Annotated in this window: 20 protein-coding genes; 13 read left to right on the plus strand and 7 right to left on the minus strand. The window is 52.3% G+C overall.

Annotation, left to right across the window (positions count from 1 at the left end; translation table 11 throughout):
• Positions 1-92: 92 nt before the first annotated feature.
• Positions 93-464, minus strand: a complete 372-nt coding sequence (locus SH668x_RS10560; protein WP_437185022.1) for a hypothetical protein — start codon at positions 462-464, stop codon at positions 93-95.
• 321 nt (positions 465-785) lie between these two features.
• Between SH668x_RS10560 and SH668x_RS10565 the strand changes: the two genes are divergently transcribed.
• Positions 786-2147 carry a sigma-54-dependent transcriptional regulator gene (locus SH668x_RS10565; RefSeq protein ID WP_437185023.1) on the plus strand — a complete coding sequence of 454 codons (1362 nt, stop codon included), beginning with the start codon at positions 786-788 and terminating at the stop codon, positions 2145-2147.
• 128 nt (positions 2148-2275) lie between these two features.
• Here SH668x_RS10565 and SH668x_RS10570 read toward each other — a convergent pair whose 3' ends face one another.
• Positions 2276-3214 (minus strand): AraC family transcriptional regulator, encoded by a 939-nt coding sequence (locus SH668x_RS10570; protein ID WP_437185024.1) that lies wholly within the window; start codon positions 3212-3214, stop codon positions 2276-2278.
• Between the two features lie 631 nt (positions 3215-3845).
• Here SH668x_RS10570 and SH668x_RS10575 point away from each other — a divergent pair.
• Positions 3846-5183: a Gfo/Idh/MocA family protein gene (locus SH668x_RS10575; protein WP_437185025.1), complete on the plus strand. Its 1338-nt coding sequence runs from the start codon at positions 3846-3848 to the stop codon at positions 5181-5183.
• Between the two features lie 172 nt (positions 5184-5355).
• Positions 5356-6426, plus strand: coding sequence for a tRNA pseudouridine(13) synthase TruD (gene truD, locus SH668x_RS10580; protein ID WP_437185026.1), 1071 nt, complete (start codon positions 5356-5358; stop codon positions 6424-6426).
• A gap of 89 nt (positions 6427-6515) precedes the next feature.
• Here the strand turns inward: truD and pruA are convergent, their stop codons facing one another.
• Entirely contained in the window at positions 6516-8132 is a 1617-nt protein-coding gene (pruA, locus tag SH668x_RS10585; protein ID WP_437185027.1) for an L-glutamate gamma-semialdehyde dehydrogenase, read from the minus strand.
• A gap of 305 nt (positions 8133-8437) precedes the next feature.
• Here pruA and SH668x_RS10590 point away from each other — a divergent pair, with 305 nt between their 5' ends.
• Both SH668x_RS10590 and SH668x_RS10595 read left to right on the plus strand, forming a co-directional pair.
• Positions 8438-9631, plus strand: coding sequence for a M24 family metallopeptidase (locus SH668x_RS10590; RefSeq protein ID WP_437185028.1), 1194 nt, complete (start codon positions 8438-8440; stop codon positions 9629-9631).
• A gap of 290 nt (positions 9632-9921) precedes the next feature.
• A complete protein-coding gene (locus SH668x_RS10595; RefSeq protein ID WP_437185029.1) occupies positions 9922-10941 on the plus strand; it encodes a hypothetical protein in 1020 nt (339 codons plus the stop codon).
• A gap of 204 nt (positions 10942-11145) precedes the next feature.
• Here the strand turns inward: SH668x_RS10595 and SH668x_RS10600 are convergent, their stop codons facing one another.
• The gene (locus SH668x_RS10600) at positions 11146-13749 is read right to left on the minus strand and encodes an MMPL family transporter (RefSeq protein WP_437185030.1); all 2604 of its coding nucleotides are present in this window, start codon (positions 13747-13749) and stop codon (positions 11146-11148) included.
• A gap of 504 nt (positions 13750-14253) precedes the next feature.
• Between SH668x_RS10600 and SH668x_RS10605 the strand changes: the two genes are divergently transcribed.
• Together SH668x_RS10605 and moaA are read left to right on the plus strand one after the other, a co-directional pair.
• Entirely contained in the window at positions 14254-14577 is a 324-nt protein-coding gene (locus SH668x_RS10605; protein ID WP_437185031.1) for a DUF971 domain-containing protein, read from the plus strand.
• Positions 14578-14779: 202 nt separating this feature from the next.
• Positions 14780-15787: a GTP 3',8-cyclase MoaA gene (moaA, locus tag SH668x_RS10610; RefSeq protein ID WP_437185032.1), complete on the plus strand. Its 1008-nt coding sequence runs from the start codon at positions 14780-14782 to the stop codon at positions 15785-15787.
• 6 nt (positions 15788-15793) lie between these two features.
• Here moaA and SH668x_RS10615 read toward each other — a convergent pair whose 3' ends face one another.
• Complete coding sequence (locus tag SH668x_RS10615; RefSeq protein ID WP_437185033.1) at positions 15794-16288, minus strand: hypothetical protein; 495 nt, start codon at positions 16286-16288, stop codon at positions 15794-15796.
• A 266-nt stretch (positions 16289-16554) separates the two neighbouring features.
• Here SH668x_RS10615 and SH668x_RS10620 point away from each other — a divergent pair, with 266 nt between their 5' ends.
• The 4 genes from SH668x_RS10620 to plsY all read left to right on the plus strand — a co-directional run bounded on the left by SH668x_RS10620 (position 16555) and on the right by plsY (position 21745).
• Entirely contained in the window at positions 16555-17070 is a 516-nt protein-coding gene (locus SH668x_RS10620) for a hypothetical protein (protein WP_437185034.1), read from the plus strand.
• 400 nt (positions 17071-17470) lie between these two features.
• Positions 17471-20077, plus strand: a complete 2607-nt coding sequence (locus SH668x_RS10625) for a zinc-dependent metalloprotease (RefSeq protein WP_437185035.1) — start codon at positions 17471-17473, stop codon at positions 20075-20077.
• 211 nt (positions 20078-20288) lie between these two features.
• On the plus strand, positions 20289-20969 hold the full coding sequence (locus tag SH668x_RS10630; protein WP_437185036.1) for an HAD family hydrolase: 681 nt from the start codon (positions 20289-20291) through the stop codon (positions 20967-20969).
• 89 nt (positions 20970-21058) lie between these two features.
• Positions 21059-21745, plus strand: a complete 687-nt coding sequence (gene plsY / locus SH668x_RS10635) for a glycerol-3-phosphate 1-O-acyltransferase PlsY (protein ID WP_437185037.1) — start codon at positions 21059-21061, stop codon at positions 21743-21745.
• A gap of 466 nt (positions 21746-22211) precedes the next feature.
• Here the strand turns inward: plsY and SH668x_RS10640 are convergent, their stop codons facing one another.
• Both SH668x_RS10640 and purB read right to left on the minus strand, forming a co-directional pair.
• A complete protein-coding gene (locus SH668x_RS10640) occupies positions 22212-23009 on the minus strand; it encodes an SDR family oxidoreductase (RefSeq protein ID WP_437185038.1) in 798 nt (265 codons plus the stop codon).
• A 167-nt stretch (positions 23010-23176) separates the two neighbouring features.
• Positions 23177-24607: an adenylosuccinate lyase gene (gene purB, locus SH668x_RS10645; RefSeq protein WP_437185039.1), complete on the minus strand. Its 1431-nt coding sequence runs from the start codon at positions 24605-24607 to the stop codon at positions 23177-23179.
• A 297-nt stretch (positions 24608-24904) separates the two neighbouring features.
• Between purB and SH668x_RS10650 the strand changes: the two genes are divergently transcribed.
• The gene (locus tag SH668x_RS10650) at positions 24905-25297 is read left to right on the plus strand and encodes a diacylglycerol kinase (protein WP_437185040.1); all 393 of its coding nucleotides are present in this window, start codon (positions 24905-24907) and stop codon (positions 25295-25297) included.
• A 262-nt stretch (positions 25298-25559) separates the two neighbouring features.
• Positions 25560-26213, plus strand: coding sequence for a tRNA (guanosine(46)-N7)-methyltransferase TrmB (trmB, locus tag SH668x_RS10655; protein ID WP_437185041.1), 654 nt, complete (start codon positions 25560-25562; stop codon positions 26211-26213).
• Positions 26214-26287 lie beyond the last annotated feature (74 nt).

Below are 26287 nucleotides of genomic sequence, written 5' to 3' on the forward strand. Positions count from 1 at the left end.
ACTTTAGTCCACTTGGTCGACCTCGCAAAGTCACTCAGCCAAGTTTTGACCGGTCGTCTCGCTGCAGAGGAAGTTTCAGGTGGGACCAAGGATCAGTTTTGACCGTGCATTTGACGAGGGGGATAGCCATGCCAAACGAGCGGTTTAGCGATTTTATCTGCCTGTTTGGTCTGCAGGATTGTCAGGACTTCCTGAATGGTCTTGTTTGACGTCAGCTCTCGCTGGAGTCGCTTGATCACCTCGCCGGGAACCTGCAGCGACCCTGCCCCTTCTCCCCCTTCACGAAACGCCCCTTTTTGATCGAACACTGCGAAATAAATTGCGCGAGGATGGGCCTTTGCGCCGTCTCGTGCAGTGTTTACAGCACTCGCTTTGACTCGCTGCCCGCTGACGTGATAGAGGTCCCGACGCTCGAAAATCACAGCGAGAACGTTCATATCTTTCCCGCCGAACAGTCCAAACATGGGGAAATCCTCGTGAAAATTGGCTAGGGAGCATCGGAGTTGACGTGTCCCTATTGGAATGCAGCTTTCGGGTCAGGTCAATCGATCTGGAAATTGATAACGAATTTGGAGGGCCTGCTTCCCCGTGAAGCGAGCTTTTCATGCGGGAATGGCCAGCGATGATTGAAAAACGATTCAAATCAGAAAGTTTCCATTCCATCACAGAAACTAGGCCGAATTCAGAGCGACTTGCTTCGTTCCATTCGAACACATGTGCTACGATAATTGCCTGAAAGCTGACCGACATGTTCCCATCTAGCAGGTTCCTGATTTTCAATCGCTATGAGCACACAATCGCAGCCTGAAATCACTCCCGTTCGGCAAATTCTCATTGTCGAAGACGAACCAATCATTCGTAACTCTCTCGCGGAATTCCTGACTGGTGAAGGCTATCACGTCGTGAAAGCTGCCACGGTCGAAGAGGGAATCTCAAAAGTCAAAGAGAGAGATTTCCATTTGGCAATCTGCGACATCCAGTTGCCGGATGGTGATGGAATCAAGTTGATGCGGTTGATGCACCGGATCAATCCTTCTGTTTTCGTTTTGATTATCACTTCGTACGGGACGGTTGAATCGGCTGTCGAAGCATTCAAAGCCGGAGCATTCGACTACCTGACCAAGCCTGTGATCTTCGATGATCTGGCGAACAAACTGCGACGGGTGTTTGAGTATCGTGACCTCTATCTGGAGAACCAGAAGCTTCGCCGCGAACTCGCCCAACCCAACAGGTTCGATCAGATTGTCGGCTCCAGCGATCCACTGAAGGTGCTGCAGGAAACGATCGGCAAGATTGCTGTGACGAATTCCAATGTCCTGCTCGTCGGAGAGACTGGAACAGGCAAGGAACTGTTTGCCAGAGCGATCCACTCCGTGGGCCCAATGCGAGAAGAGAAATTCCTCGCGGTCAATTGTGGGACTCGCCCCGTTGAATCGCTGGAAGCAGACCTGTTCGGGAGTGACGCGAACGGGAAGAGCCAAATTGGAATTCTGAGAACGGCCGGAACCGGGACAGTGTTTCTCGACGAGATCACCAGTCTCCCAATGGGGACGCAAACCAAGTTGTTGCGAGCCATTGAATATCAGGAAAGCATGCCCTCGGGCGGCACGGAGACGTATGCCGTTCGTTGTCGCATCATTTCATCCACTAGTGAAGACCTGCTTCGTCTCGTCGGCGAAGGACGCTTCCAGGAGGACTTGTTCTACCGACTTGACGGCGTGAAAATCCGCATTCCACCGCTGCGGGAGCGACTGGACGATATTCCAGAACTCGTCGACCATTTTGTCGCCAAGCATTCACGGGCTCTACGTAAACGGGTGATCAGTGCTTCCAGCGAGACCATTCGCCTTCTGATGTCCGCTCAGTGGAAGGGAAATGTTCGCCAGTTAGATAACGCGATTGAGCGCGCTGTTATCATGTGTGACGGTACTCAAATTGAGCCGAGCGACCTTCCCCCGGATCTACTGGGGATGAGCCAGCCGTTGCCAGATACTGACGATCTCCGCAGCGCGTTGCGACATTATGAGCGTCTGCACATCTCTCGCGTTCTGCGACAATGGCCAGACAAGCGTGAAGCTGCTAAGCGCCTGAAACTCGGACTTTCGAGCCTTTATCGAAAGATTGAAGAACTCAATATCGAGCTGTAGCCGCAAGGGGCGTTCACCTGATGAATCCCCTCTTCCGCTCAAGTACATCACAAATAAAAAACAGGCCGGAAACATGATTTGGTTTCCGGCCTGTTTCATTTGACTGATGTTCATCAGCAGTTGATGTCTCAGCGATAAATCGAATTCACGAGGCTTGGAGTCTCTTCGAATTCCACCTCCGCGACTGTTTTGGGAGTTCGTGAGACCGCTCGGTGCTTTTTACGATATTCACGCGGTGACATTTCCTGCAACCGCTGGAATTGTCGGTTGAAGTTCGACGTGTTGCTGAACCCTGCATAGGTGAGAATTTCGGAAATTCCCATGTCTGTATCGGCGAGTAACCGGCAGGCGAGGCTCACGCGCATTTCGGAAATGTAGCTCATCGCTGTCTTTCCGGTTGTCGCCCGGAAGAAACGGCTGAACGCGGACGGATTCATCTCGACTTTGTCTGCAAGCATCTGGTGAGTCAGTTCGGCATCCCGATAATTCTCGGCGATGTAGTTGCAGATCTCTTCTGTTCTCGTCTGCAGCATGCTCCCCGGAGGGCTTGAAAAACCGATGCTGGCCAATGGGTCGCCTGCTCGCGATTCGGAAAGTTCCACGAGGACTTTCAGCATGTCGACGAGCTTGAACGCTGGACCTTGGACGACCAGCTGATTCATGAAACCGCCGATCCGTCGCGCTGTTTCCCCATCGAATTTCAGCCCTCGAGAGGCCTGATCAAGCATGGCTCGAACGGTTGAGAGTTCGGGGGCGTCGAAGAGTTGCGGGCCAAGGAAATCGCGTCGGAACTGCACGACAATCGCCGGGTGCAGGTCGAGCTGGCTTCCCTCAAAGTCGTCCGAATGCCACGTATGAGGGACATTAGGGCCGATCAAGACGAGGTCATGGCTGCTGTAGCTGGCGATGTTATCACCAACAATTCGCGTTCCCGAACCTCGTTCCACATACGTCAGTTCAATCTCAGGGTGCCGATGCCATCGGGCAGCTGTATTGATGGTCTCTCGATTAAAGCATCGGAACGATTGACCGGACGGTGGCAAAAGTTTTTCAAAAGCAGGCTTCATGATCAGTAGGGAGCTTTTTCTGGTTAGATGTGACTCTTAACAGAAATGAGTTGTGCGCTGGCTCATCAATGATCGTCGAATTTTTGAGTCGTTTATTCGCATGAAATGCGAATTTCTGGCAGGGGTCAATCAGACGAAATTGTCACTCTAAACTCAACCCACAAACCGAATTTTTTCACCAGAAATCAATAAGAAGTGGGCATAATCGAGTACTAATGCAAAAAAAAGTTCAGTTAACGTCAATGTTGATACATAAATGCACAAAGACATTGCATCTACTGATTAAGTTTTCAAATCCCCTGCTGACACTCTCAAGCGCAATAGAATGAAAGGTTATCCGGGAGTTCACCTCGCAAACAACAATTTGTTCGGTCGCGAATTTGCGGCCCGCAGTATGCCGATTGCAGAGTGTGAGACGTTTCCCAAAAATCTCAGTGATTTTGTGTTTGTCACTAGCATCGTCGAGATATCTCAGAAATCAGTTGGATCGATTGTCCGTTCTGAGTGGACTCGTCGCCTCCTTCGCATCAAACTGAATTGTACGAGACGGGCTGATATCGCGATCTACTCGCATCTTGAATCAAGGTTTTCGGATGTGAGACCGCATTCTCCAGATGAATGAGCTCCACGGATGACAAAACTGAATCGCCGTACGTTTCTGAAGTCGTCGACTGCACTCTTAGCAGCTCCATACATCGTCCCCAGCACCTGTTTTGGCGCGAACGAAAGAATTACAGCCGGCTTCATCGGTGTCCGGAATCAGGGGACCGGAAATCTCAATGCGTTCATGGGGGCCGGCGTCAATATCGGAGCGATCTGTGACGTCGACGATCAGGTTCGAGCCAAAGCGATGGACCTTGTTCAGAAGAAGAACCATGCCCCTCAGGACTACACCGACTATCGAAAACTGCTCGAGCAAAAAGACCTCGATGTCGTTGTGATCACGACTCCGGACCATTGGCATGCATTGATGACAGTCAACGCATGTCAGGCTGGCAAAGACGTGTATTGCGAGAAGCCACTGTCGCTCACCATTGCGGAAGGTCGTCGCATGGTGCGGGCTGCCCGTGAACACAAACGAATTGTTCAAACCGGAACTCAACAACGTTCTGGGACCGAGTTCTGGCGTGCTGCGTCACTCGTCCGAAACGGAGCGATTGGCAAGATCGAAAAAATTCTCGTCGGGATTCCGGGTTCAAACGATCCCGGTCAACTCGGACCTGACACCGATCCTCCTGCCGGCCTCAATTACGATCTGTGGCTCGGCCCTGCTCCGTATAAGCCCTATAACGAAAAACGACTCCATTACAATTTCCGATTCTGGTGGGATTACTCAGGGGGACAGATCACCAACTTCGGTGCCCATCATTTGGATATCGCCCAATGGGGATTAGGCATGGACAACTCTGGTCCAGTCGCAGTTTCAGGAACGGCGTCCTATCCGGAAGATCATCGTTACGAAGTGACCGATACCTGCCGGATCGATTACACCTACGCCAACGGCACCGTGCTGACTCTCGGGCAGAAACAGGACGATATTCCTCAGGGAATTACTTTCGTTGGAACAGAGGGGAAGATCTTTGTCGTCCGTGGAGCGATAAGAAGTACTCCAGAGGATTTGGTCGGACCTCCCGCCGCGAAGGGAGACGATCCGAAGGTCCGTAGGGAATTGGACAGCAATCTGGATGAGAAGATTCTCGCCTCTCCGATTCAACTTCAGCGGAGTACGAACCACGCAGGGAATTTCCTCGACTCTGTGAAGTCGCGTGAATTGCCAGTCTGCGACGTCGAGATTGGACATCGGTCAGCGACAGTATGCCATCTTGGTAACATCGTGGCCCGCTTGGGACGAGATGTGAAGTGGAACCCTGAAACAGAAATGATCGAGGGGGATGCCGAAGCTCAAGCCATGATGGACCGTGAATATCGCAGCCCCTGGTCGCATGACACTGCGTTCGTATCCAAGTAATCCGGTCGGATTAGACCTCGAACAGCTTCGCTTCAGTGAATGAGGCGAAGCTGTTTCGTTGTGTCAGGCGACTACGAATCCTGAGGAGAACCCTTTACACTTCTCTCGGATGCGCGTTGCAAGTGACGCCCGGTTTTAATTTCTTCATCAGTGTTCGCTTGAGTTGAATTCCATGGAAGATGCCCTGCCCGATGCGGGCGATCAGTTCGAAGTCTCGACAACTCCCTATCTGACACCACTGGAACTGGCGATCGGCGGCCAACTCAAATTCGAACCTGAAGATTTTGTCGTTGAAGAAATTCCCGCGTACGAACCGTGTGGACATGGAGATCACCTGTTTCTGTGGGTGCAGAAACAGGATAGCGGGGCGGAATTTCTCGTTGGTCACATCGCCCGGAAACTGCAAATCTCGCGAGACGATATTGGCGTCGCAGGTCTGAAAGATCGTCGAGCCGTCACACGACAATGGATCTCGGTACCAGCCGCAGCCGCCTCGCGGGTCGACGAAATCAACTGTGATGAGATTCAGGTACTTAATAGCTCATTGCACACGAATAAACTCAAAACCGGACACCTCAATGGCAACCGGTTTGAGATCGTGGTTCGAAATGTTGTGCCGGGATCATTCGAAATCGCTCAGAAAATTCAGAAGCTTATCGAGGAATCCGGAGTTCCGAACTACTTCGGGGACCAGCGATTCGGAACAGATCAGCAGACTCTCGAACTGGGGATGTCGTTGCTCAAAGGAGAAACGACATCCCGGCAGATCCCCTTCAAGCGAAGAAAATTTCTAACTCGTTTGTCGCTATCGGCGGCTCAGTCGTCTCTCTTCAATTCTGTTGTTCGAATGCGGTTGGAACAGCAGTCGTTGCACCGTGTACTCTCCCAGGATGTGATGCAGGTGGTGCAGTCCAATGGGTTGTTTCTGGCTGAGGATCTGATTGCAGAACAGGCTCGGTTCGATGCCAGAGAAACAATGATCACCGGACCAATCTATGGTCCGAAAATGAAACTGCCCGCAGGCGAGGTGCAGGAACTGGAACAGGCGGTGCTGGATTCAGCTGGGTTATCGAGAGATGTCTTCAGGGTGTACAAAAAACTGACGCCGGGAGCACGGAGACCTTTGCTGCTCAGACCGGGCAATCTCCTGCTGAAGCCCCACGAATTCGGCTTATCACTCAGCTTTTCGATTCCAAGCGGCGCCTATGCGACGATCGTGCTGCGGGAATTCATGAAAGCGTGAGCCGCCGCTGACCGCATCCTGACGTCGACTGGGAATAAAAATGGGGGAGCGAACCGAGTTTCGCTCCCCCATTTTTTTACGGGCTCAACTTATTCTTCATCGACAAGCGGAGCGAATCCGCGTCGTACGGTGTTCTCGCAAATGTTGACCGGGAACATGAACTGAAGAAGGTAGTCAGGACCTCCCGCTTTGGTTCCGATGCCGGACATTTTGTATCCACCGAACGGATGCCGTTGCACGATGGCTCCCGTGATTCCGCGATTCAAGTAGATGTTGCCGACTTGCAGTTCCTCGCGAACTCGCTGCAGGTTTTTGGGGCTGCGGCTGTAAATGCCTCCGGTTAATGCGTACGGGGTGGAGTTCGCAATCTGGAGCGCCTGATCGAGATTCTTGGCACGCAGGACTGCGAGTACAGGGCCAAAGATCTCACCTTGAGCGAGTCGGGAATCAGGCTCGACATCGACAAAGATGTGTGGGCCAATGAAGTAACCTTCTTTGCCGATTTTGCCGACATCCGCCCCGACCAAGAGAGTGTTTTCCTCTTTGCCGATGGAAATGTAATCCTGAATTCGGTCGTAGGCTTCTTCATCGATCACCGGGCCGACATCTGTTCCCGGATGATCGGCCGGACCGATGACAAGGCTCGCAGCAGCAGCTTTGAGGCGTTCGATGAAGGCATCATAAACTTCATTCAGAACGATGACGCGAGAACAGGCGGAGCATTTCTGGCCGGCGTAGTCGAACGCACTATGAATCACGCCCTGCACTGAGTCGTCGAGATCTGCATCGTTATCGATGATGATGCAGTTTTTTCCACCCATCTCAGCGATTACGTGTTTGACGTTGGTTTGACCATCGACAGGGACAGCAGCCTGCTGGTTGATGAGTAGCCCCACATCGCGTGAACCTGTAAAGGCAATAATGTCAACGTCTGGATGTTGAACCAGCGTGGGGCCAACTTCCTCACCGTCGCCGGGAAGGAAGTTGATCACACCGTTCGGAATTCCGGCATCCTTGGCGATCTGCATCAACTTTGAAGCGATGATCGAAGACTGCTCGGCAGGCTTCATGACGACGGTGTTTCCGGTCACTAGGGCGGCCGCTACCATCCCCGTCAGAATCGCGAGTGGAAAGTTCCACGGAGCGATGACAACCGCGACACCGCGTGGCCGGTAGAAGTAGCTGTTCTCCTCACCAGTGAAATTGCATTCCAGCGTTTTGGTCAGGTCACGCATCGCGAGTGCGTAGTAATTGCAGAAGTCGATTGCCTCGGCGATGTCGCCATCAGCCTCTTTCCAGGTCTTTCCGCATTCGTAAACCGTCCAGGCAGCGAGTTCGAATCGTCGTTTCCTGATCTCCGAAGCGATCAATTCGAGGTACTCGCCGCGGTGATGTACCGGGACCTTGCGCCATTGGGACGATGCTGATTTTGCAGATTCGACCGCCTGTCGCGACAGGTCGGCCGTCGCGGAGTTAACAGTCCCGAGAGTTTCGGTTTTCTGGGACGGATTCCGTGATGCCAGAGTTGTTCTGGCGGTCATGGCTTTTCCGTTAATCACGATGGCGTAGTCTTTGCCAAACTGGGCCCGTACATCGCTGAGTGCCCGCTCCATTGCTTCCCGGTTTTCTTTGCGGCTGAAGTCAATGAGTGGCTCGTTTTTGAACTTCTGTACGGCGAAAACCTGATGATTCTCGGTCTGCGACATTTCCAACCTTTAACACCTGAGAAATTCAAAAATCGAAGAGTGCTGTTTTCGGAGGACTTCGTGGAAGAGTTGATCTTCTGAGAAGTCCTCACGTAGATTCTAAGTCTGTATTCACTTGTTTACGTCACAAGTAATGCAGGATCACCGGGAATGGGTCTTCAGTCAAGTTGACGAAGCTGGTTTCTAGGAGATCAGTCGGATCTTCATCGCTGGTCATCACAGAGACGGGCTGGATCAACATTGCGAGTCGAGAGCAGTCACTTTTGGAGCAGAGTCTGTTTCACAAGAGCTTGAAGGATGAATTTGTGGGCACTGATGTTTTATCGATTCAAAATTCCCTGCGTGATTTCGGGATTGATGGCTGGCTTCTTTACGACTTTCGTGGGAGCAACCCGCTGGCCCGCCGAGTGATGCAGTTCCCCGAAGACTCACTCAGTTCACGACGATGTGTTTATGGCATCCCAGCAACGGGATCGCCTTCACGAATTGTGCACCGAATCGAAGACAGTCAACTTGATCACCTGCCCGGCGAAAAGATTGTCTACCTCCGCTGGCAGGAATTTGCAGCAGCGATTGAAGGGTTCTGTAAAGGGAAGAAGCGGATCGCAATGGAATACGCTCCGAACGCGAGCAATCCATATATTTCTCGAGTCGATGCTGGAACGGTTGATCTGGTTCGAAGTTTTGGGGTTGAGGTCGTTTCATCTGGAAATCTCATTCAATTATATGAATCGACCTGGGACGACGACCAATGGGGGATGCACCTGCAAGCTGCGGAGGTAACAAATGCAGCTTACGGTGTTGCCTGGAGTTTGATTGCCGAACGAACTCGCGATGGCGGAACCGTGAGTGAGACGGAGGTTTCACAGGCGATTCTGGATTTTTTTGAATCTCGCGGGTGTGTGGCCGGGCATGCGCCCATCGTGGCCCGTCAGCAGCATTCCGGACTTCCTCATTATGAAACGGGATCTGGAGAAGACATCGCGATTCGCAGGGGTGACTTCGTTCTGGTCGACCTCTGGGCCAAGTTGAACAAACCACGGAGCGTGTTTAGCGATCTGACTCGCACCGGCTTCGTTGGCACTGAGGTTCCAGAACAGTTCACCAAGATCTTCAATATCGTTGCCGCTTCCCGCGACGCTGGTATTGCGAAGGTTCGGGAAGCATTCGCGTCGGGAACACCTGTGACTGGTGCGGAAGTTGACGACGTTGTGCGGGCGGTGATTCGCTCAGCTGGATACGGTGACTATTTCACCCACCGTACGGGCCATAGCATTGGTCAGGAAGTCCACGGAAATGGCGCTCACATTGACAATCTGGAAACGCAGGATTCCCGACAGTTGTTGCGGAGAACTTGCTTCTCAATCGAGCCCGGGATCTATCTGCCGGAATTCGGTGTTCGCAGCGAAGTCGACGTTTACATCGATGAAAATGGATTGGTACACGTCACCGGAGGAGAATTGCAGCGAGAAGTGATTCCAGTATTACGGGATTTTTGACAGAAAATCACGGTTGGACATTTTGGAAAATGTTGATCTGACGGGTTTTCGGGCATTCAAACACCGGTCGACTGATCAAATTAACACCGGCCGGTTTTGCTGGAGTTTCGGAGGGAATTTCGGTTTGGTGACGGTTTCTGCCGTAGTACAACTTCCCTATACTCTACAACCGGACTCCTGAGAGTTGGTATCACCGTCGTAGACAGAAAATCCGATACCTGATCCAGGAGCCCAAGGACTGGTGTTCCTCCGTGTTTTGGCTCGGATGTCTCCAAGATGGATACCATACGATGCTGTGTTGGAATCATTGCTTCCGCATTTTGTTATTGGCGACACCAGTATTGTTGTTGCCAGCCGTCACTCATGCGCAGTTCGTGCCTGGTTCAGGGACGTTTCTGATTGGGGATGATCTCGAAGATCCCACATTCACCTACACTGCCAATCTGCCCAAAAGCAGCAAAGAGGAAGATGAGCAGGTACGTTACCCGCTCGGCTTCAGCAGCAATGGCATGTGGTTTGAAAGTCCAAAACGCGGCTCGCCCGACTCCATCAAATGGGTAGAAACTCCCGCTGGCGGAATCCCCGGAAGCAAGGGCTGCCTTTACATGCGGACTCGCGATTCTGGAATCCCTGGATCACCGGGATACAACCTGCGAAAAGAAAACCAGAATCAGGCTCAGGATGACTTCATCATGAAGGCTCATCCGGTGAATGTTTCCTCGTCTCCAAGTACAACGGTTCGCGTCTATCTGCCGGAATGGAGCCAATGGGAACAGCGTAACGGCGTCTCATTCGGATACCGTGTTGGTCTTCAGGGACCAATGGAAAAAGACTCTCCGAGCGTCAGTCGTCGCCTGTTTGGACGCGGCAGGCCGAATAAAGTAACCGAAATCGAGCCATATTATCCCGGCTTCTTTATTCACTTCGTTCCCGAAAAAGATCCGATGAACAAGAAGGGGCACGCATACGCAATGCTCCTGTTGCGAGCCAATGAGCTTGGACACGAAATGCAGGGTCCGGTCATCGACGAGCCAGGTTGGTGGACACTCGGAATGTCGGTCACTCCAGATGGACGCCTCCACTACTATGCACGCGCAGGCGTCGAAGATCTCACGCAAGCTGACTACATCCGTTCTTCGCTCCCGTACAACATCCGGGGAACAACATTCAACACGATCTTCTTCAATGTCTGTTCAGCAGATAACGGACAAAGCTGGTCGACTCCATGGATCATTGACGAGCCGAAAGTCTTCTACGGCACAGTTCGTCAAAATCTCCAGGCCCAGCGACCAGGGGCGACTGCTCCCTAGTCCTAATTTCGCTTGATCGACGAAAATGAGTTGAAGGTTCGCACTGGAAATTGTGCGGACCTTTTTCGTTTTGTTTGTCCGGCGTGAGCCCTCTCCGCTAAGAGTTTCGGATAGGGACTGCTGGCAGGACGTGAGTCCTGATTTCAGCAGATTGGGAATCGCTTCCCGATTGCGATGCAGATCAATCGCTCCCCTTCTGCTTGATCAATCTGCCGTTCGCGTCGATTGCGCACCGAGGAGTCGTCCGAGTCTGCCGAAGCGTCCACTATGAAGCAGGATGAGGTAAGACGGAACAAGGATCGGGCGGACCACAAAGGTGTCGAGCAAGACCCCGAAGGCGAGTGCAAACCCCATTTGGACCATTCCCATCAATGAGCCTGCCATCAGGGTGGCGAACGACCCAGCCATGATGATCCCGCATGTGGAAATAATGCTTCCGGTCTTCATGAGAGCTTGGAGCACCCCGCCCACAGGTCCATGAGTCTCCTGCTCTTCCGTCACGCGGGCCATTAGCAGAATGTTGTAATCTTCACCGATCGCCACAAGGATCGTGAACAGGTAAATCGGGACCTTCCAGTCGAGCCCGTGAAATACGGTCGGATTCCAGAGATAAAAGACGACGTACGTCACCCCCATTGTAACGACGTAGCTGAAGATCACTGTGACAATCAGATAGGCACACACCGCTGGCGTCCGCAACATCAGGACGATAATGATGTACACAGAGAGAGTTACAAGGATGTAAATCAGAACGCGGTCGTGATCTGTGACGGACTTGATGTCCCGGATGCCTGCAGTCGTTCCCAGAGTGTGGATAACGGCTGATTCTCGCAGGATTTTTTGTTGCTCGGGGGAAATGCCCGACGACTCCGGGAGAACGATCGCCTCACGAACTGCTTTTTCCAGGCGTTCCAGAGTCTGCAGCGAGTCGCGTGAAAATGGGTCATCTTTGAGGATGACGTCCAACCTCATCACTTCCCCTTCCAGCGGACCTTGCCAGCTGGTGTAGGTCTGGTGTGAGAAGTTTCGCTTGGCAACTCGACTGGCGACGGTATTGAGACCATCGAGGTATTCAAGCGCTTTCGGATTGGTTCCAAGTGGGAAGAACTGGCTGCGGATATCCGCGATTCCAATCGGCGCATCGGCGGGGGCAAAAGTTCGATCGAACGTACGGACCTGCTGCATTTCAGTCGCCAGCAAATTGCTGGTGATCGCTGCACTGAGCTTTTCAGACGTCGGGAGATTTCTCAGGTCGTGTCCATCGAAGGTGTTTTCCAGCACGTCTTTCGGGAAGTGGATGAACAAGGTGTCCGGTCCAGTGATTCCCGCTGGATAGTGATTCTGAACGACTTTGGCTCCAACGACTGACGCCTCATTTTGCGGAAGATCGGAGAGCAGGCCGTAACTCACATCATCATGGAAATACGCTCCAACGATGGCCGCCGGCATCATGATCAAAATCGTGAGGAAAAAGACTCGACCCGGAAAACGACGCTGCAAGTCGGCCATCGTTTCCCAAAAACGTTCGAGCAGGCGCTGCTGCTGTAGCCAGTTCCAGATTGTTGAACTGGGGAGCCAGCCCGATTTTCGCCCAAATTCGGCACTCTTCACGTCTGGCCAGAATGCCCATTTTCCGAACAGCAGAAGGACAGCGGGGGCGAACGTTAAGCAGACGGTGAGCGCGACTGCCAACGCAAATGAAATTGCGAAACCTGCCTGGCGGAACTTTCCGAAATGGGAAAACATCATCATGGCGATTCCGACGATGCTCGTTCCAGCACTGGTAGCCAGTGCGGAACCGACCCTGTGGATCGAATGTCCAATCGCCACTGAATGCGGATTCCCGTGGTCGAGTTCTTCTTTGTAGCGAGCAATCAGGAACAGGCAGTAATCGACCCCTGCTCCATAGGCGACAACGGTGACGTAGACGTCCAGCCCGCTGAATAGCCCAATCCAGCCTTGTCCCGCCATGATGCGCAGGAGGCTTTTTGCAAGTTCAACCGCTACTCCCACGGTCAGCAGTGGGACCAGAGCAAGAAGTGGAGCCCGATAAATTGCCAGCAACAGAACCACGACCAGAATCTTCGTGAAAACCTCTGTGCGGTCAGCACTTTCTTCTTCCGCACGCAACATGTCACGGCCAACAGTGGCTGATCCGCTCAGCTCCATTGAAAGCCCAGTCGGCCGTAATTTCTGGAACTCGGGGTCGTCGACGAGTTGTTCGATTCGCCCAACAACCAGCCTGTTTTGACGTTCCAGGAACTCGGTTTTCAGGTCGACAATAACAAGCGTCGCCTTCTGGTTTTTACTTGTCAGCAACGGGCCAATGCGCGCGTCTGACGGTGAGACGATCGATTTGATCACTTGCTGGTCTGTCGGGATCTCGACATTCAGTTCGCGCTCTTGTTCGATCGTCCAGTCGTACCCTTTAGGGGTCGTGAGGCGAAGGCGTTCCAATCGTGGAACGAGGGACTCGTTGATGAATGCGATATCGTCTTCGGTCAGTCCGCTGGCTCGATCCAGTCGCTGCAGCACGATGACGACATTGCTCGCCATCGGGTCCTGCTGAACCGTCGTTCCGACCGAATCGGTATCAGAAGGGTCAGCGAGGCTGTCCTGAAATGCTTTTCGGTAGATCTCGACCGCTTTGACGCTGGGAGAATCTTTCGGGAGAAAAACGAGTTCACCGTCTTGCCAGACCGCTTCCTGAGTGGGAGCCATCGAGTAGGCAAACGCAGTGATGATGAGCCAGAATGCAATCCACTGAATCGGGTACCGACTGACAAGATTCCCTAGCAAACGATACATTTCGATCGAGACTCTCGCTGATATCAAACAGGAACGTGATCAAATGGAATTGGAATGGATTCGGTCTTGGGTGCGTCTGAAAATCTGACCGTAAATTGTTGTTTCCGTATGATTTGAACTAGTCTCGCGTGAATGGACGGCCTCACTGCTCATCAGGCGACCATCGATGAGTTGCCAACGGACGGTAATCGCAGCGATTCCCTGAAAGTGACCCTAACGAGGTATTCTTCGTCGGTCAATCTTGAGTATCGGAGTTCCATTGGACTTGAGGATTCTTTGGGAGAAAGCAGCAGTTACTTAGATTTTTTGTTCTGACGTGGACTGATCGGGTTTCGCTGTGTTTTCTAAATTCGCCAGAGTCTCGCGGGGTCTTGTCTCCAGTGCCACCCGAGGCAGATGCTTCTGGCTCAGAAAACTGATAGGATGTCGTCTGGAAATGAGACCTCATGTGTCCTTTCCCGTTTTCACCTGTTTGACTGTCTGATGAATTGAGTTAAATCTCCGATGGCACACCCTCCAGCGAAAATTCGTGCTCTTCGTGACGCCGGGTACTTTGAAATTCAATGGAGCAATGGCCCGCTATTGCGATACCCATTTAAATTTGTGCGATGCGAGTGCCCCTGCGCTTCATGCGTCAACGAATTTACTGGTGAGAAAATGCTGAATCCAGATACGATTCCGGAAAGCGTGGTCCCGGATGGTGTCAGCTTCAGCGGGAACTATGCACTGAAAATTCAGTGGAATGATGGTCATAACACCGGGCTATACACCTGGGAACATCTCGAAAAACTTGCTGACGACAGTGCAGTAAAACGTGGCGAAAATTGAGCCGTCGCCCCTCGATTCGGTGATTGGTTCAGAACGGACGCGATGAATTCATTTTGTTGATCGGTTGGTCACTCTGTTACCGGGAGACCGCGGCGAATGGTGGCAGCAACTCGTTGCAAGCAGAGTCAATTTCAACTCAGCGTTGATTGCCACTGGATCCCCATGCTCTCTGTGATTCGCTTGAATTGAACGTCAGCACTCGATGATGAGCACTCCCATTCTACCGCTGCTGGATTCTTTCTCGCGTCGCCACACGCATCTCAGAATCAGCGTGACTGACCGCTGCAATATTCGTTGCTTCTACTGTATGCCTGCCGGCCCTGTCGATTTTATGGAACGACAGGAACTGTTGAACTTCCATGAAATCGAGCGATTTGTTCGGCTGATGGTGTCGCTCGGGGTCAACAAGATTCGTTTGACCGGCGGGGAGCCGCTGGTCCGGAAAGACCTCCCCTCTCTCGTCGAGTCCATTTCCCGCATCGACGGTGTTGTCGATATCGGTTTGACTACCAATGGAATTCTTCTCGCCGACCAGGCTGAATCGCTATATCAGGCGGGACTGCGTCGATTAAACGTCAGCTTGGATGCGCTCGACCCAGTGAAATTCAAGGAAATCACGCGGCGAGATGGTTACGAGAGAGTGCTGGAAGGGATCGAAGCTGCCCAAAAAGTGGGGTTTCGGAAAATCAAATTGAATGCTGTTGCGATTCGCGGGATGACCGAAACTGAAATCGTCCCATTCGGATGGTTTGCGAGAGAGACCGGGTGTCAGGTCCGATTTATCGAGTATATGCCGCTCGATGCAGAGAGCCGGTGGGAGCGAGAGAAGGTTTTGCTCGCCTCTGAAATTCAGGAGATTCTGACTCGCGAAATCCAGCCATTAGTCGCGGTAAACTCCTCCGATCCGGTCGCACCTGCAGCGGAGTTTCGCTTTCAGGATGGACTCGGGGAGATTGGCTTCATTCCGTCAGTGAGTGAACCATTCTGCGATCGCTGTAACCGTTTTCGGCTGACGGCGGATGGAAAACTTCGTAGCTGCCTGTTTAGCCTCGAAGAGTTCGACATTCGAGATCTCATGCGTTCCGGGGGAAGTGATTCCGCCATTGTGGAGGTTGTTCGCGACGCAATCTCCCGGAAGTGGTCAGGCCATCATATCAACCATCCAGATTTTGTTCAGCCAGTGCGCACGATGCACTCAATCGGCGGTTGAAATCGATTATTCGATGTCGAGTTCGGGCGGTACCGGATCCGTTGGGGCGGCTGGATCGCTTGGGAGCGGAGGGAGTTTTGCCCCTTCGTTCAACTGTGTTGGATCCTCAATCGGCTTGATTTGAGTCGGCACGACAAGTGTGTCATTCGGGTCTGCGCCGGTGTCTGGCCGCGGAGCGATTTGAGGTTCTGCAGGGACCGGTCTGGCGAAATTGGAACGATCGCGAGGAACATACATCGGGTTGTGGATGTACCCAGGTTGGCGACGCGTCGCGCGGTTATGGGGTTCCTCGATCAGACGACTGTTGATCCGAGACGCTGTCCAGTCTGGATACCCAATCCGGGTGAGATCCCAAGTGGGGCGATAGAATCGATCGAGATGGGGGCGCCGGTCAGCGACGTGATCGATCGAGTCCTGAAAACGCTCAGTTACTCCAAAACACTGACACCCGGTCATCGCTAGGAGCAGGACACCGTACGATAGTGAATGGGTGATCTGCATATTTCGGTCCGCCTACCGGAAATTCTACCTGTATCGGGAGTATCGGTTTGGATCTGGTCAAACTTTTCTGTTTGTCATGAAAACGAGCCCATTGCTGCCACGGCCGTGTTGATTCGAGACGACATGTTGCCGTTCGCAAACGTATCCCTACGAACGGAAAACTTTCTTCACTTCTTTTGCGAAGATTCGCCCCTTGGACAGGAGTTTGGCTGGATAGAACGTACCGTTAATAAAGGTGCGTGGCCGCCCAGTAAGGATGTAAGCACATGGAAGAGTGTTTGGAACAATCGTTCGAAGTCGACGAGGCAAATTCATCTGGTGATGAGGCGTTGCCGGAGGGGGGAGCACCTCCTTCGGAATTGGTCGAGCAGATTTCGAACGCAATCACACTGATTTGCGATGGCTATGGACGAGGCTGTCGGAAATTCACAGGTCAGGATCTCAGCTCCACCGTCTACGGCAGCAGACGCGAAGCGGCGCGGGAACAGGTTCTGATTCCATTCTATATCAGTTCGATGACATTGAATCAGAACGGTGAAATAGTCTCTCAGGGAGAGCCTCAAATCGTTGTGACTCGAGATATTTCGCAACGAGGGGTTGGGTTCCGGAGCGACTTTGCGGTTAATTCTCCGCATGTCATGGCTGAGTTTGACCACCAGTCCGTTGGGAAAATCCGGTTTTTACTCAATATTCGATGGACGCGTCGGGTGACTCCTCACAATTACCTCGTTGGCGCGTTTATTAAGCGGTTGATTGCCCCCCACGAAGTGGCCTCAGTCTAAATGATTCGAAACGCATTTGGCAAATTGCGGAGTGGAACTCGCATTCTCTGTGAATGACCATCTTCAGAAGGACGTTCTGCGAATCCGTCAGCGGCTTTTGTTCTGAAAACAGCGATTGAGTGGTGGTAACTGGGCTGAGATTGTGCAAACGAAGCTTGTCGAGGCAAGTTCTGAAACCTGGGTGGATGTGAAGCGGTAGAAGATACGTAGACCTTTTGGTCGCTGAGTGTTGTGCTTTTGTTAAAATTAACTCGCACGCGAAATAGTTCCTCCATGTCCAGTGTTTGCCCGAACTCCTTTCGAAATTTCATCAATGTTGCTTTTACGGAACGGTTCTTCTGATCGCGAAGATTTGGTAGTTTAGAGAAATTACAATCACTCTCCTGGTGGAGTTCTATACATGATGCGGCGTTTCGTAGTATCAGCACTCATGTTGAGTGTGCTGGTGATTTCGGGGACAGTGAGTGCACAAGAAGGCACTCCAGCGAAGTCGAAGTTTGACCAGCTAATTGAGAAGAAGAAAAAAGTCTCTGGAATGTGGACCGCCTATTACGGCGACCAGCAGATATTGATTGAGCTGTCTGCCGATGCTCTGAAAAAAGAGTATTTCATTGTCCCATCGATCTCTCGCGGGATCAGCCAAGGGCAGGTGCTGGGGGGAATGTCTTGGGGATTTGGTGACGACGCGATCTGGGCGTTCAAAAAATCTGAAGACAAAGTCTTCGTGTTGCAGCGGAATGTTCGCTTCCGCGCGAAGCCCAATAGCCCTGAAGCGAGTGCTGTTCAACTTGCTTACAGCGACAGCATTCTCTACTCCCTTCCGATTCTCACTCAGTCACCCTCAGGTGGAACACTGGTCGACATGACTCAGGTGTTCATGAATGACGACCTGCAAATCGGTCCGGAAATCGGGCCGGGCTTCCGCTTCGCCGGAGATCGTTCCACTGTCTCGTCCTTGAAGGCATTTTCCGAAAATCTTGAGTTGCAGATCAACGCTGTTTACAGCGGCAGTTCCCACATCGAGACCGTACCGAACTCACGCGGAGTTCAGGTAGGCGTTCATTACAGCGTCAGCGTACTTCCCCCTGTCGGAAGCAATGGATTCAAGCCGCGCGTCGCCGATGATCGTGTCGGTTACTTCCTGACCGCCGTCAAAGATTTCTCGGATCGAGACGATCCCGATCACTTTGTTCGCTATGTGAACCGTTGGAATTTGCAGAAACTCGATCCAGAGCTCGAGATCAGCATTCCAAAAGAGCAGATTGTCTTCTACATCGAGAACACCGTTCCGGTCTTTCTTCGACCCACAGTCGAGGCGGGGATTCTGGAGTGGAATAAAGCCTTTGAGAAACTCGGTTTCTCGGGCGCGATCAAGGTGAATCGTCAGCCGGCAGATCCATCGTTTGATCCAGAAAACATTCATTACAACACGTTCCGTTGGATTACCGCTGACGCGGGAATGGCGATGGGGCCTTCTCGTATCGACCCACGTACCGGTCAGATTCTCGATGCCGACATCATCTTCGATGCATCATTTCTGGATAGCTGGAGTTCACGCTGGGAGACTTACCGAAGCGAAGAACCAAAGCCGGCTGGAGCAGACCTGTTCCGGGAAGATCTGGGACGTGGATCGATTCCGTTTGGGCATCGTCATTCTGCGTCCTGCAACTATTGTCAGGAAATGCAGCGATATAACGGATTCGCAGCGGCCGTTTTCGCAGCGAGCGATGTCTCCAAAGGGGGCGAGCTCCCACTGGAATTTGTTCACGAAGGAATCAAAGAAGTTGTGATGCACGAAGTGGGACATACCCTCGGGCTCCGTCACAATTTCAAAGCCAGCACATGGAAATCGCTGGAAGAAATGCAGGACAAAGAAAAGTCCCGAGCTGAAGGAATCGTTGCGAGTGTGATGGACTACACACCGCCCAATATCCACCCGGATAAAGCTCAGCAAGGTCTCTATTACACTCAAACACTCGGACCCTACGATTACTGGGCGATCGAGTATGGATACCGACCATTCTCTGCGAATGAAGCACAGGAACTGAAGAAGATTGCTTCGCGATCAGGTGAGCCAGCATTGGCTTACACCACCGACGAAGACACCCGTGGGGTTGATCCAGACCCACATTCTGCTCGGTTCGACCTCGGTAAAGACCCACTCGAATACGCAAAACGCCAGATGGAAGTCACTACGAAATCCCTGCCTGGCGTTCTTGATCGAGTTGTTAAAGAAGGTGATGGATACCAGCGTGGACGTCAGGCGTTTCGGCTGCTGATGGGCGAGTATTGGAAAGCTGCCGGAACAATTTCCCAGTTCCCGGGCGGGGTCTATCTCGCACGTGATCACAAGGGGGATAAGGATGCTCGCGCTCCATTCGTCCCTGTTGAGCCTGCGAAGCAGCGGGAAGCGATGAAGATTCTTTCAGAATCAGCATTCGCTCCGCCACCCGTTCAATCGAAAGACCTGAACTACCTGGCTGTTTCCCGATGGAGTCACTGGGGAATGATGAGTCCTTTCCGTCAGGATTTTGCTGTCCATGATGAAACGCTGATGCAACAGGATGCGATCCTCGGGCGTCTGCTGAGCGGCATCGTCTTGGACCGAATTCTTGAAAACGAATTCCGCGTTGAAGCGGGCCAGGATGCCTACACACTGGCTGAGCATCTGACTGCTTTGAACAATGCTGTGTTTTCCGAATGGGCTGTGAAGCCAGAGAAGGAAAAATACGACAACCGTGACCAGCTGATTCTGGGCTTCCGTCGAAATCTCCAGCGGCAGGCGATTCGTCGACTTGCTTCGCTGGTTTCGCAGCAAGTTTCCAGCCCAGCGGATGCTCGCACATTGACCCGCATTCATCTGGAAGATCTGAAGAACAAGGCTCAGGCTCTTCTAGCTACTGAAAACCTCGTGGTCGATGACTACACTCGTGCCCATTTGCTCGACTCAGTCAGTCGAATTGACACGGTTCTCAAAGCGGAAATGAAGATCGACGCTCTGAACTAATCAGTGGAAGTTCGTGAAATTCGAACCCCTGCCTCCCTCGCGGATGCAGGGGTTTCTGCATTAATTCGGGTGATTTTCCGATCGAACGCCGCGAAATGAGGCTGCATTTCCGCAACACGGCGGAATCATTACCATCTTCTCGATAGAAGTAGGGGTGGAATTCGCTCCCGACTGGTTGATTTCAATTTCTTTCGTTCCAGTGATGTTCGCAATGAAAACTGTTTGTCTGTTTGATATCGATGGAACACTGCTCGACTCCGGAGGCGCCGGGCAACTGGCGATGGAGCAGGCGCTTCTGGATGTCTTTCAGGTCACTGGACCGTATGGAGATATTCCTGCTGCGGGTCGCACCGACAAGGCAATTACGACAGACCTCTTCAATCACCACGGACTTCCGGTGACCGATGAGAACTGGGCGGTCTTTCTCGAAGCCTATTTGAAGCATCTCCCCCCCTCTCTCTCGGCGAAGGATGGCGTTGTTCTGCCGGGGATTATCGACGTGCTGAATGCACTGAGTTCCCGGGACGATGTCGCACTCGGACTGCTGACCGGCAATCTCGAGGTCGGTGCGCGATTGAAGTTGCAGCACTATGACATCGATCACCATTTCCATTTTGGTGGATATGGCGATACCCATTTCAATCGCGATGAAGTTGCGCAACTCGCTTACGAGGCTGCTTCCCGTCATTTGCAGTTTGAGATTCAAAAAGAGAAGTTGTGGGTGATTGGAGATACTCCAGCAGATATCCGGTGCGGACGGTCTATCGGCGCAAAAGTGCTGGCTGTCGGAACAGGGATTTTTTCGATGGACGAACTTCGCAGCCATCAGCCAGATTTACTGTGTGAATCACTGGCGGAAGTGGAATATGTGGTCAGTGAATTGGTGAAGTGAGTTCATGTAAAATTCTGGGCACTCATCTCTCGAGTGTCGGTGAATCAGGTGCGCGTCCCGTTTTCCACAATTGAAGAGTTCAGGTGCTCATGCCGACAGGGCTGATTCTATTTCTCTGTGCATTGATATCGTTTCTAATCGGATCGATTTCGTTCTGCCTGTTGATTGCTCGAGTGTTTGGTGGGTTTGACCTCAGGACTCGTGGAAGCGGCAATGTTGGAGCGACCAACGTTGGACGCACAATGGGAGCAAAATGGGGCATCACTGCCCTGCTCCTCGACGCAGCAAAAGGTGCATTACCGGTCGCTTTTCTCCCTGCTCTCCTGAATGTGCCTGAGCATTTGAAAACACACGCCGCAGTCCTCTGTGGGGTGGCTGCGATTCTGGGGCATATGTTCTCATTCTTCCTGCAGTTCAAAGGGGGGAAGGGCGTGGCAACGGCGTTAGGTGTTGTCGGAGTGCTCGCCCCTACGTCTATGGGAATCGCATTTCTATCGTTTGTCCTCGCGTTCGCTGCATCGCGGATTGTCTCTCTCTCCTCGATGGTGGCAGCAGTGGCATTTGCGGTCGCTCAGTTTTCGCTGTTCGGATCGAAGTTGTGGACGCCGGATGCTTGGAGTCTCGGTGCGTTTAGCGTCGCGATTCCTTTACTGATCATCCTGAAACACCAATCAAACATTGTCCGTCTGTTGAAGGGTGAAGAGAAGAAGTTCACAATGAAATCCGCAGAGAAGTCCTCAGAGTCGCCAAAGGGACCAGACTCCCCTGCAAGTTAGAACCAGATTCAATTGAGCGCTGCGTTAGGGCTGATCACGATGACGGTTTAACTGGCTCTTTCATTTCTGGGTTAAAACCGCATCGAATTGGGGTGTACAGGCCGGTTTCTTTTTTTGCCTTGAAAAGGATTCAGCAGTGGACGATCGCGATTCAGGTAACTGTTAACCTGCATGTCGAGTAGGAAAAACGCTGGCCAACTCCAGTGATCTCTTTGGGATAGCTGGAGTTTTCTCATGCGCGACGGTCCCATTCGTGATTGGAGTCGTGGCGGTTACTCATAGACCTGATTTGGTTGCATTGACTCCCATTATGTGGGCTGGGCTTCTGTTCCTTGGTGGGGCTGCGGTGTCAACGTGCTACTCAGCGAAGTGACTGATGAAATTTGCCATAGTCGTGACTGCGAATAAAAAGAGGCTGCCGTTCGAAGGCAGCCTCTGTCATTGAATCGAATACGAATTCGAGAGTTCAGCTTTGCGATTCCTTGAGCTTCTTCAGCTTCTTTTCAATCTTCTCGTTAATGCGGGCAAACTGCTTCAGCCAGCGATCATAGTCTTGCGTCTTGAAAGCAAAGAACTCACCAATTTCTGGATGAGGCAGTAGGAGAAACTGCTCATCGTGAATCCCCTGCACGATCACGTTGGCGACATGTTCCGGTGTCACCGCGTTCATGTGCAAAAGTTGGTGAACAGGATCGCTCAAGTCGAGGAAGTCTGTCGCGACGCCCGCTGGGCAGACGCACGAAACTCGAATCCCCTTCTTCTGATAATGAACAGAGAGCCATTCCGCGAAGGCCACTGTTCCATGCTTTGTGACAGAATACGGGGCGGAGCCAATCTCTGTGAGAATTCCGGCGGCGGAAGCGACCTGTACGAAGTAGCCGCTTTCTCGCTCCAGCATTTTGGGAAGTGCGGCCCGCGAAGCGTAAACGTGAGCCATCACATTGACGTTCCAGTTTCGCAACCACTCTGCGTCTGAGACTTCTGGGCCACCCTTGGTTGTGATCCCGGCGTTGGAAACGAAAATGTCGAGTCCGCCAAGTTGCTCTTCGGCGAAAGTGACGAGCTTCTGGATGTCTGGTTCGTGCGAGACATCACAGCGAAAGGGCGTTCCGTTGATCTCGGCAGCGACAGCTTGTGCCCCTGCTTCATCCAGATCGGCGACGATGATGTGCTTGGCGCCCGCTTTGGAAAACGCCCGGCAAATCTCTTTGCCGATCCCGTTGGCGCCCCCGGTGACGATCGCAATTCTTCCCTGAATTTCCATCTGACGCTCCCGTCATTCCTGTTTCGGACAAATCATGTCACCTGTGTTATTTATTGAGCTGAATCCCCGCGATGGCAATCGGGTGAACAGTGTTGTTCGCAGCGTGTGATGGACATCGATGGACTCTCATCAACACGCTGCGAATTGCTCACGAAACCGAAATCTGCCTAAACGCGAAGTTCTTCCGCTTCTGTATGCAGTTCAGCGGCGTACTTCTTGCGAATGGGGTCGACCACTTCAGCGACGAACTCATCCACCTGCTCAGGACTACGACCGATGAATCGGGAAGCATCCAGTGCGTTTTTGAGGTCGACTTTCGCGAAGAGTGGATCTTGTGACAGGCGGTCCAGCAGGTCGTTCGCCAGTCCGTGTTCTTTAACCTGACGCGCGGCGTCCACGCTGTGAATCCGAACCGCTTCGTGAAGTTTCTGTCGGTCCCCGCCCGCCTGGACTCCAGCCATGAGAATCTCTTCCGTTGCCATGAAGGGGAGTTCCTCTGCGAGACGACGAGCGATGACTTTCGGATAAACGATCAGTCCTTCTGCGACATTTCGATACAGGATGAGCACGGCGTCAATCGCAAGAAACGCCTGAGGCAACGACAATCGGCGGTTGGCACTGTCGTCGAGTGTGCGTTCCATCCATTGAACGGCAGCAGTTTGATCTCCGTTCTCACTCAAGCTCATTGCAAATCGTGCGAGTGCACACATGCGTTCTGCCCGCATTGGGTTTCGCTTGTACGCCATCGCTGAAGAACCGATCTGTTTGTCTTCTTTCGGTTCTTCGATTTCTTTCCAGCTTTGGAGTAATCGCAAATCACTGGCAGCTTTGTGGGTGGTCTGGCCGATTCCATTCAGCACAGCGAGAACCTGTGAGTCGACTTTGCGGGTGTAGGTTTGACCAGTGACCGGGTAGGTCTGATCGAAACCCATCTTGGCGGCGACCATCTTGTCGAGTTGCAGGACTTTATCGTGATCTCCCTTGAAGAGAGTCAGAAATGTCGCCTGAGTTCCGGTGGTTCCCTTCGCGCCGCGGAATCTCAGAGTCGCGAGACGGTGTTCAACTTCTTCGAGGTCGAGTACGAGATCATGGCACCAGAGAGTCGCTCGCTTGCCGACGGTTACTGGCTGGGCTGGCTGCAAGTGAGTGAAGCCCAGACATGGAAGGTCACGGTATTGGACGGCGAACGTTGAAAGTCGATCGATGACCTGTACGAGTCGCTTGCGGATTAATTCGAGGCTCAGCCGGATCTGGATCAGTTCCGAATTATCGGTGACGTAGCAGGAAGTTGCTCCGAGGTGAATAATCCCAGCAGCCTGTGGGCACTGATCCCCATAAGCGTGCACGTGTGCCATGACGTCGTGGCGCACTTGCCGTTCGTATTTGGCTGCGACGTCGAAATCGATGTTGTCGACGTTTGCGCGGAGTTCTGCGATTTGAGCATCCGTGATCTCAAGACCGAGTTCCTGCTCGCTTTCCGCAAGTGCCACCCAGAGTTTCCGCCACCAGGAGTGCTTTGCCTGAGCAGACCAGATCCCGCTCATCTCTGAGGAAGCATAACGTGAATTCAACGGGTTTTGATAAATCGAGTGCGACACGCGTTTTGCCAGCTTTTCTGAATGAGAACTGAGTTTGATTTGATCTTCGCATGCTCTCGACATTGGCGAAAAATCGCAAGTTCGCGGGAAAATTGAGAAGTCGAATTCCCGTTGTTAGTCGTCAATTTCCAGCTTCTGACCTCTTTCAAAGTCTCTCAAGACGCTGGTGTATCGTCAGAGCCAATACCGAGAGTGGACCTTGACCAAAAATCGAAAACCGGAGTAGATTCCCCATCGGTTTGTTGGGCGCTCCCCTCGCGTCTGCCAAATTGAATTCCCCTCACTCGACGAGTTTCCATGTCATCGGATCTCCTTGAAAATTCTGGTCATCGCCCTCGATTGTCGCCGTGGAGGCAGCGATTGAAGGATGCAGAGACCGGTTTGAGAATTGGGCTCCGAGGCGGAAGTACCCTTTTTGCCCACTTCTTTTTCACAGCGACGGTGGTTCTCGCCAGTTCGGTGCTCCAACTGACCAATCTGGAATGGGTCATCCTGATTTTGGTGCTTGGGTTCTCGTTTTCATCCGAGTTGATGTTTCAGGTGCTGCGGGCGTTGTCCAATGAACTTCCGCGTCGTTTCGACAACGTGGTCTATCTTGGGACAACCGCGGTGATGGTGACTCACCTGACCACTGTGATCGTTTGCACGCTGGTATTGTGGAAGCGATTTGCCATGTTGTGGCGAGTCTGAACGATCAGGCTGTCAGTGCTTCTTGATCGCGGCATCGATCGAGTTTGATGCGATCCGCACTCCGGGGAATTTCTCGATCTCCCTGAAGTGAAGGATGCGACCGCACCTACTATACTGCTGGTTTGCCGAACGGCGCCGATCGTAGGACTGACTTGGGATGTGAGTACGTTCTAAGTCGTTTGTTGAACGGTTCTTTCATAACTTATGTGTGCAGAATTTGCTGTCAGAAGACGACAGCAGAGAACACGAGAGATTTGCTAGTATGTCGCCTCCGACGAGCTCACCTCATCCGTCGATTGATCTAAAACCTTATTTCTACACCATGAACGATATCGATGAGTCGTTCGGTGGCAAATTGAACTGGGCTGAGTTCTTCGGAAATGACAATCCCGTAGAAATTGATGTCGGATGCGGTCGCGGGCTGTTTCTTTATCACGCAGCGGCGGCCAATCCAGAGATCAACTATCTCGGGATTGAAGTGGACTACAAAGAAGCTCGACGTGGTGCGATGCGTCTGAAGAAAAAGGGCTATGCGAATGCCCGCGTTCTCGGCGGCGACGTCTTTTACGCCTTCCGGAAATTCATCGACCCACATTCGCTGGAAGCGATTCACGTTTACTTCCCGGACCCCTGGTGGAAACGCAAACACCGAAGCCGACGGGTGTTCAATGATCAGTTCACTGATCTTGCTGCCGGTTTGATTCGCAAAGGGGGACTGCTCCATTCCTGGACAGACGTGGAAGAGTATTTTGGGGTGATCTCCTCTTTGATGAATCACCACGAACTATTCGAGACCCTTCCTGCTCCTGTCGAACGGGCACCTGAGGATGACATGGATTATCAGACAAGCTTCGAGCGAAAGAAGCGGAAACTGGGAATGCCCATTTACCGTGGGAAATGGCTGCGGAAATCCTGATTCGATTCCACCGTAAAAATTTTTGTTCTTAGGTGAACCTGATTCCCGGCGGGTTCTTCTGTTCTCGGCAAAAA

This window comes from Planctomicrobium mucosum, from assembly GCF_051466335.1.
Classification (GTDB): domain Bacteria; phylum Planctomycetota; class Planctomycetia; order Planctomycetales; family Planctomycetaceae; genus Planctomicrobium.

Bases quoted from the DNA above. Each gene is read 5' to 3' on its own strand.
- SH668x_RS10630 (WP_437185036.1), top strand. From the start codon at position 20,289: ATGAAAACTGTTTGTCTGTTTGATATCGATGGAACACTGCTCGACTCC.
- SH668x_RS10560 (WP_437185022.1), bottom strand. From the start codon at position 464: ATGTTTGGACTGTTCGGCGGGAAAGATATGAACGTTCTCGCTGTGATT.
- SH668x_RS10575 (WP_437185025.1), top strand. From the start codon at position 3,846: ATGACAAAACTGAATCGCCGTACGTTTCTGAAGTCGTCGACTGCACTC.
- plsY (WP_437185037.1), top strand. From the start codon at position 21,059: ATGCCGACAGGGCTGATTCTATTTCTCTGTGCATTGATATCGTTTCTA.
- pruA (WP_437185027.1), bottom strand. From the start codon at position 8,132: ATGTCGCAGACCGAGAATCATCAGGTTTTCGCCGTACAGAAGTTCAAA.
- SH668x_RS10640 (WP_437185038.1), bottom strand. From the start codon at position 23,009: ATGGAAATTCAGGGAAGAATTGCGATCGTCACCGGGGGCGCCAACGGG.
- moaA (WP_437185032.1), top strand. From the start codon at position 14,780: ATGATGAGCACTCCCATTCTACCGCTGCTGGATTCTTTCTCGCGTCGC.
- SH668x_RS10650 (WP_437185040.1), top strand. From the start codon at position 24,905: ATGTCATCGGATCTCCTTGAAAATTCTGGTCATCGCCCTCGATTGTCG.
- SH668x_RS10625 (WP_437185035.1), top strand. From the start codon at position 17,471: ATGATGCGGCGTTTCGTAGTATCAGCACTCATGTTGAGTGTGCTGGTG.
- SH668x_RS10595 (WP_437185029.1), top strand. From the start codon at position 9,922: ATGCTGTGTTGGAATCATTGCTTCCGCATTTTGTTATTGGCGACACCA.
- SH668x_RS10600 (WP_437185030.1), bottom strand. From the start codon at position 13,749: ATGTATCGTTTGCTAGGGAATCTTGTCAGTCGGTACCCGATTCAGTGG.
- SH668x_RS10605 (WP_437185031.1), top strand. From the start codon at position 14,254: ATGGCACACCCTCCAGCGAAAATTCGTGCTCTTCGTGACGCCGGGTAC.
- SH668x_RS10620 (WP_437185034.1), top strand. From the start codon at position 16,555: ATGGAAGAGTGTTTGGAACAATCGTTCGAAGTCGACGAGGCAAATTCA.
- SH668x_RS10615 (WP_437185033.1), bottom strand. From the start codon at position 16,288: ATGCAGATCACCCATTCACTATCGTACGGTGTCCTGCTCCTAGCGATG.
- SH668x_RS10565 (WP_437185023.1), top strand. From the start codon at position 786: ATGAGCACACAATCGCAGCCTGAAATCACTCCCGTTCGGCAAATTCTC.
- truD (WP_437185026.1), top strand. From the start codon at position 5,356: ATGGAAGATGCCCTGCCCGATGCGGGCGATCAGTTCGAAGTCTCGACA.
- SH668x_RS10570 (WP_437185024.1), bottom strand. From the start codon at position 3,214: ATGAAGCCTGCTTTTGAAAAACTTTTGCCACCGTCCGGTCAATCGTTC.
- trmB (WP_437185041.1), top strand. From the start codon at position 25,560: ATGTCGCCTCCGACGAGCTCACCTCATCCGTCGATTGATCTAAAACCT.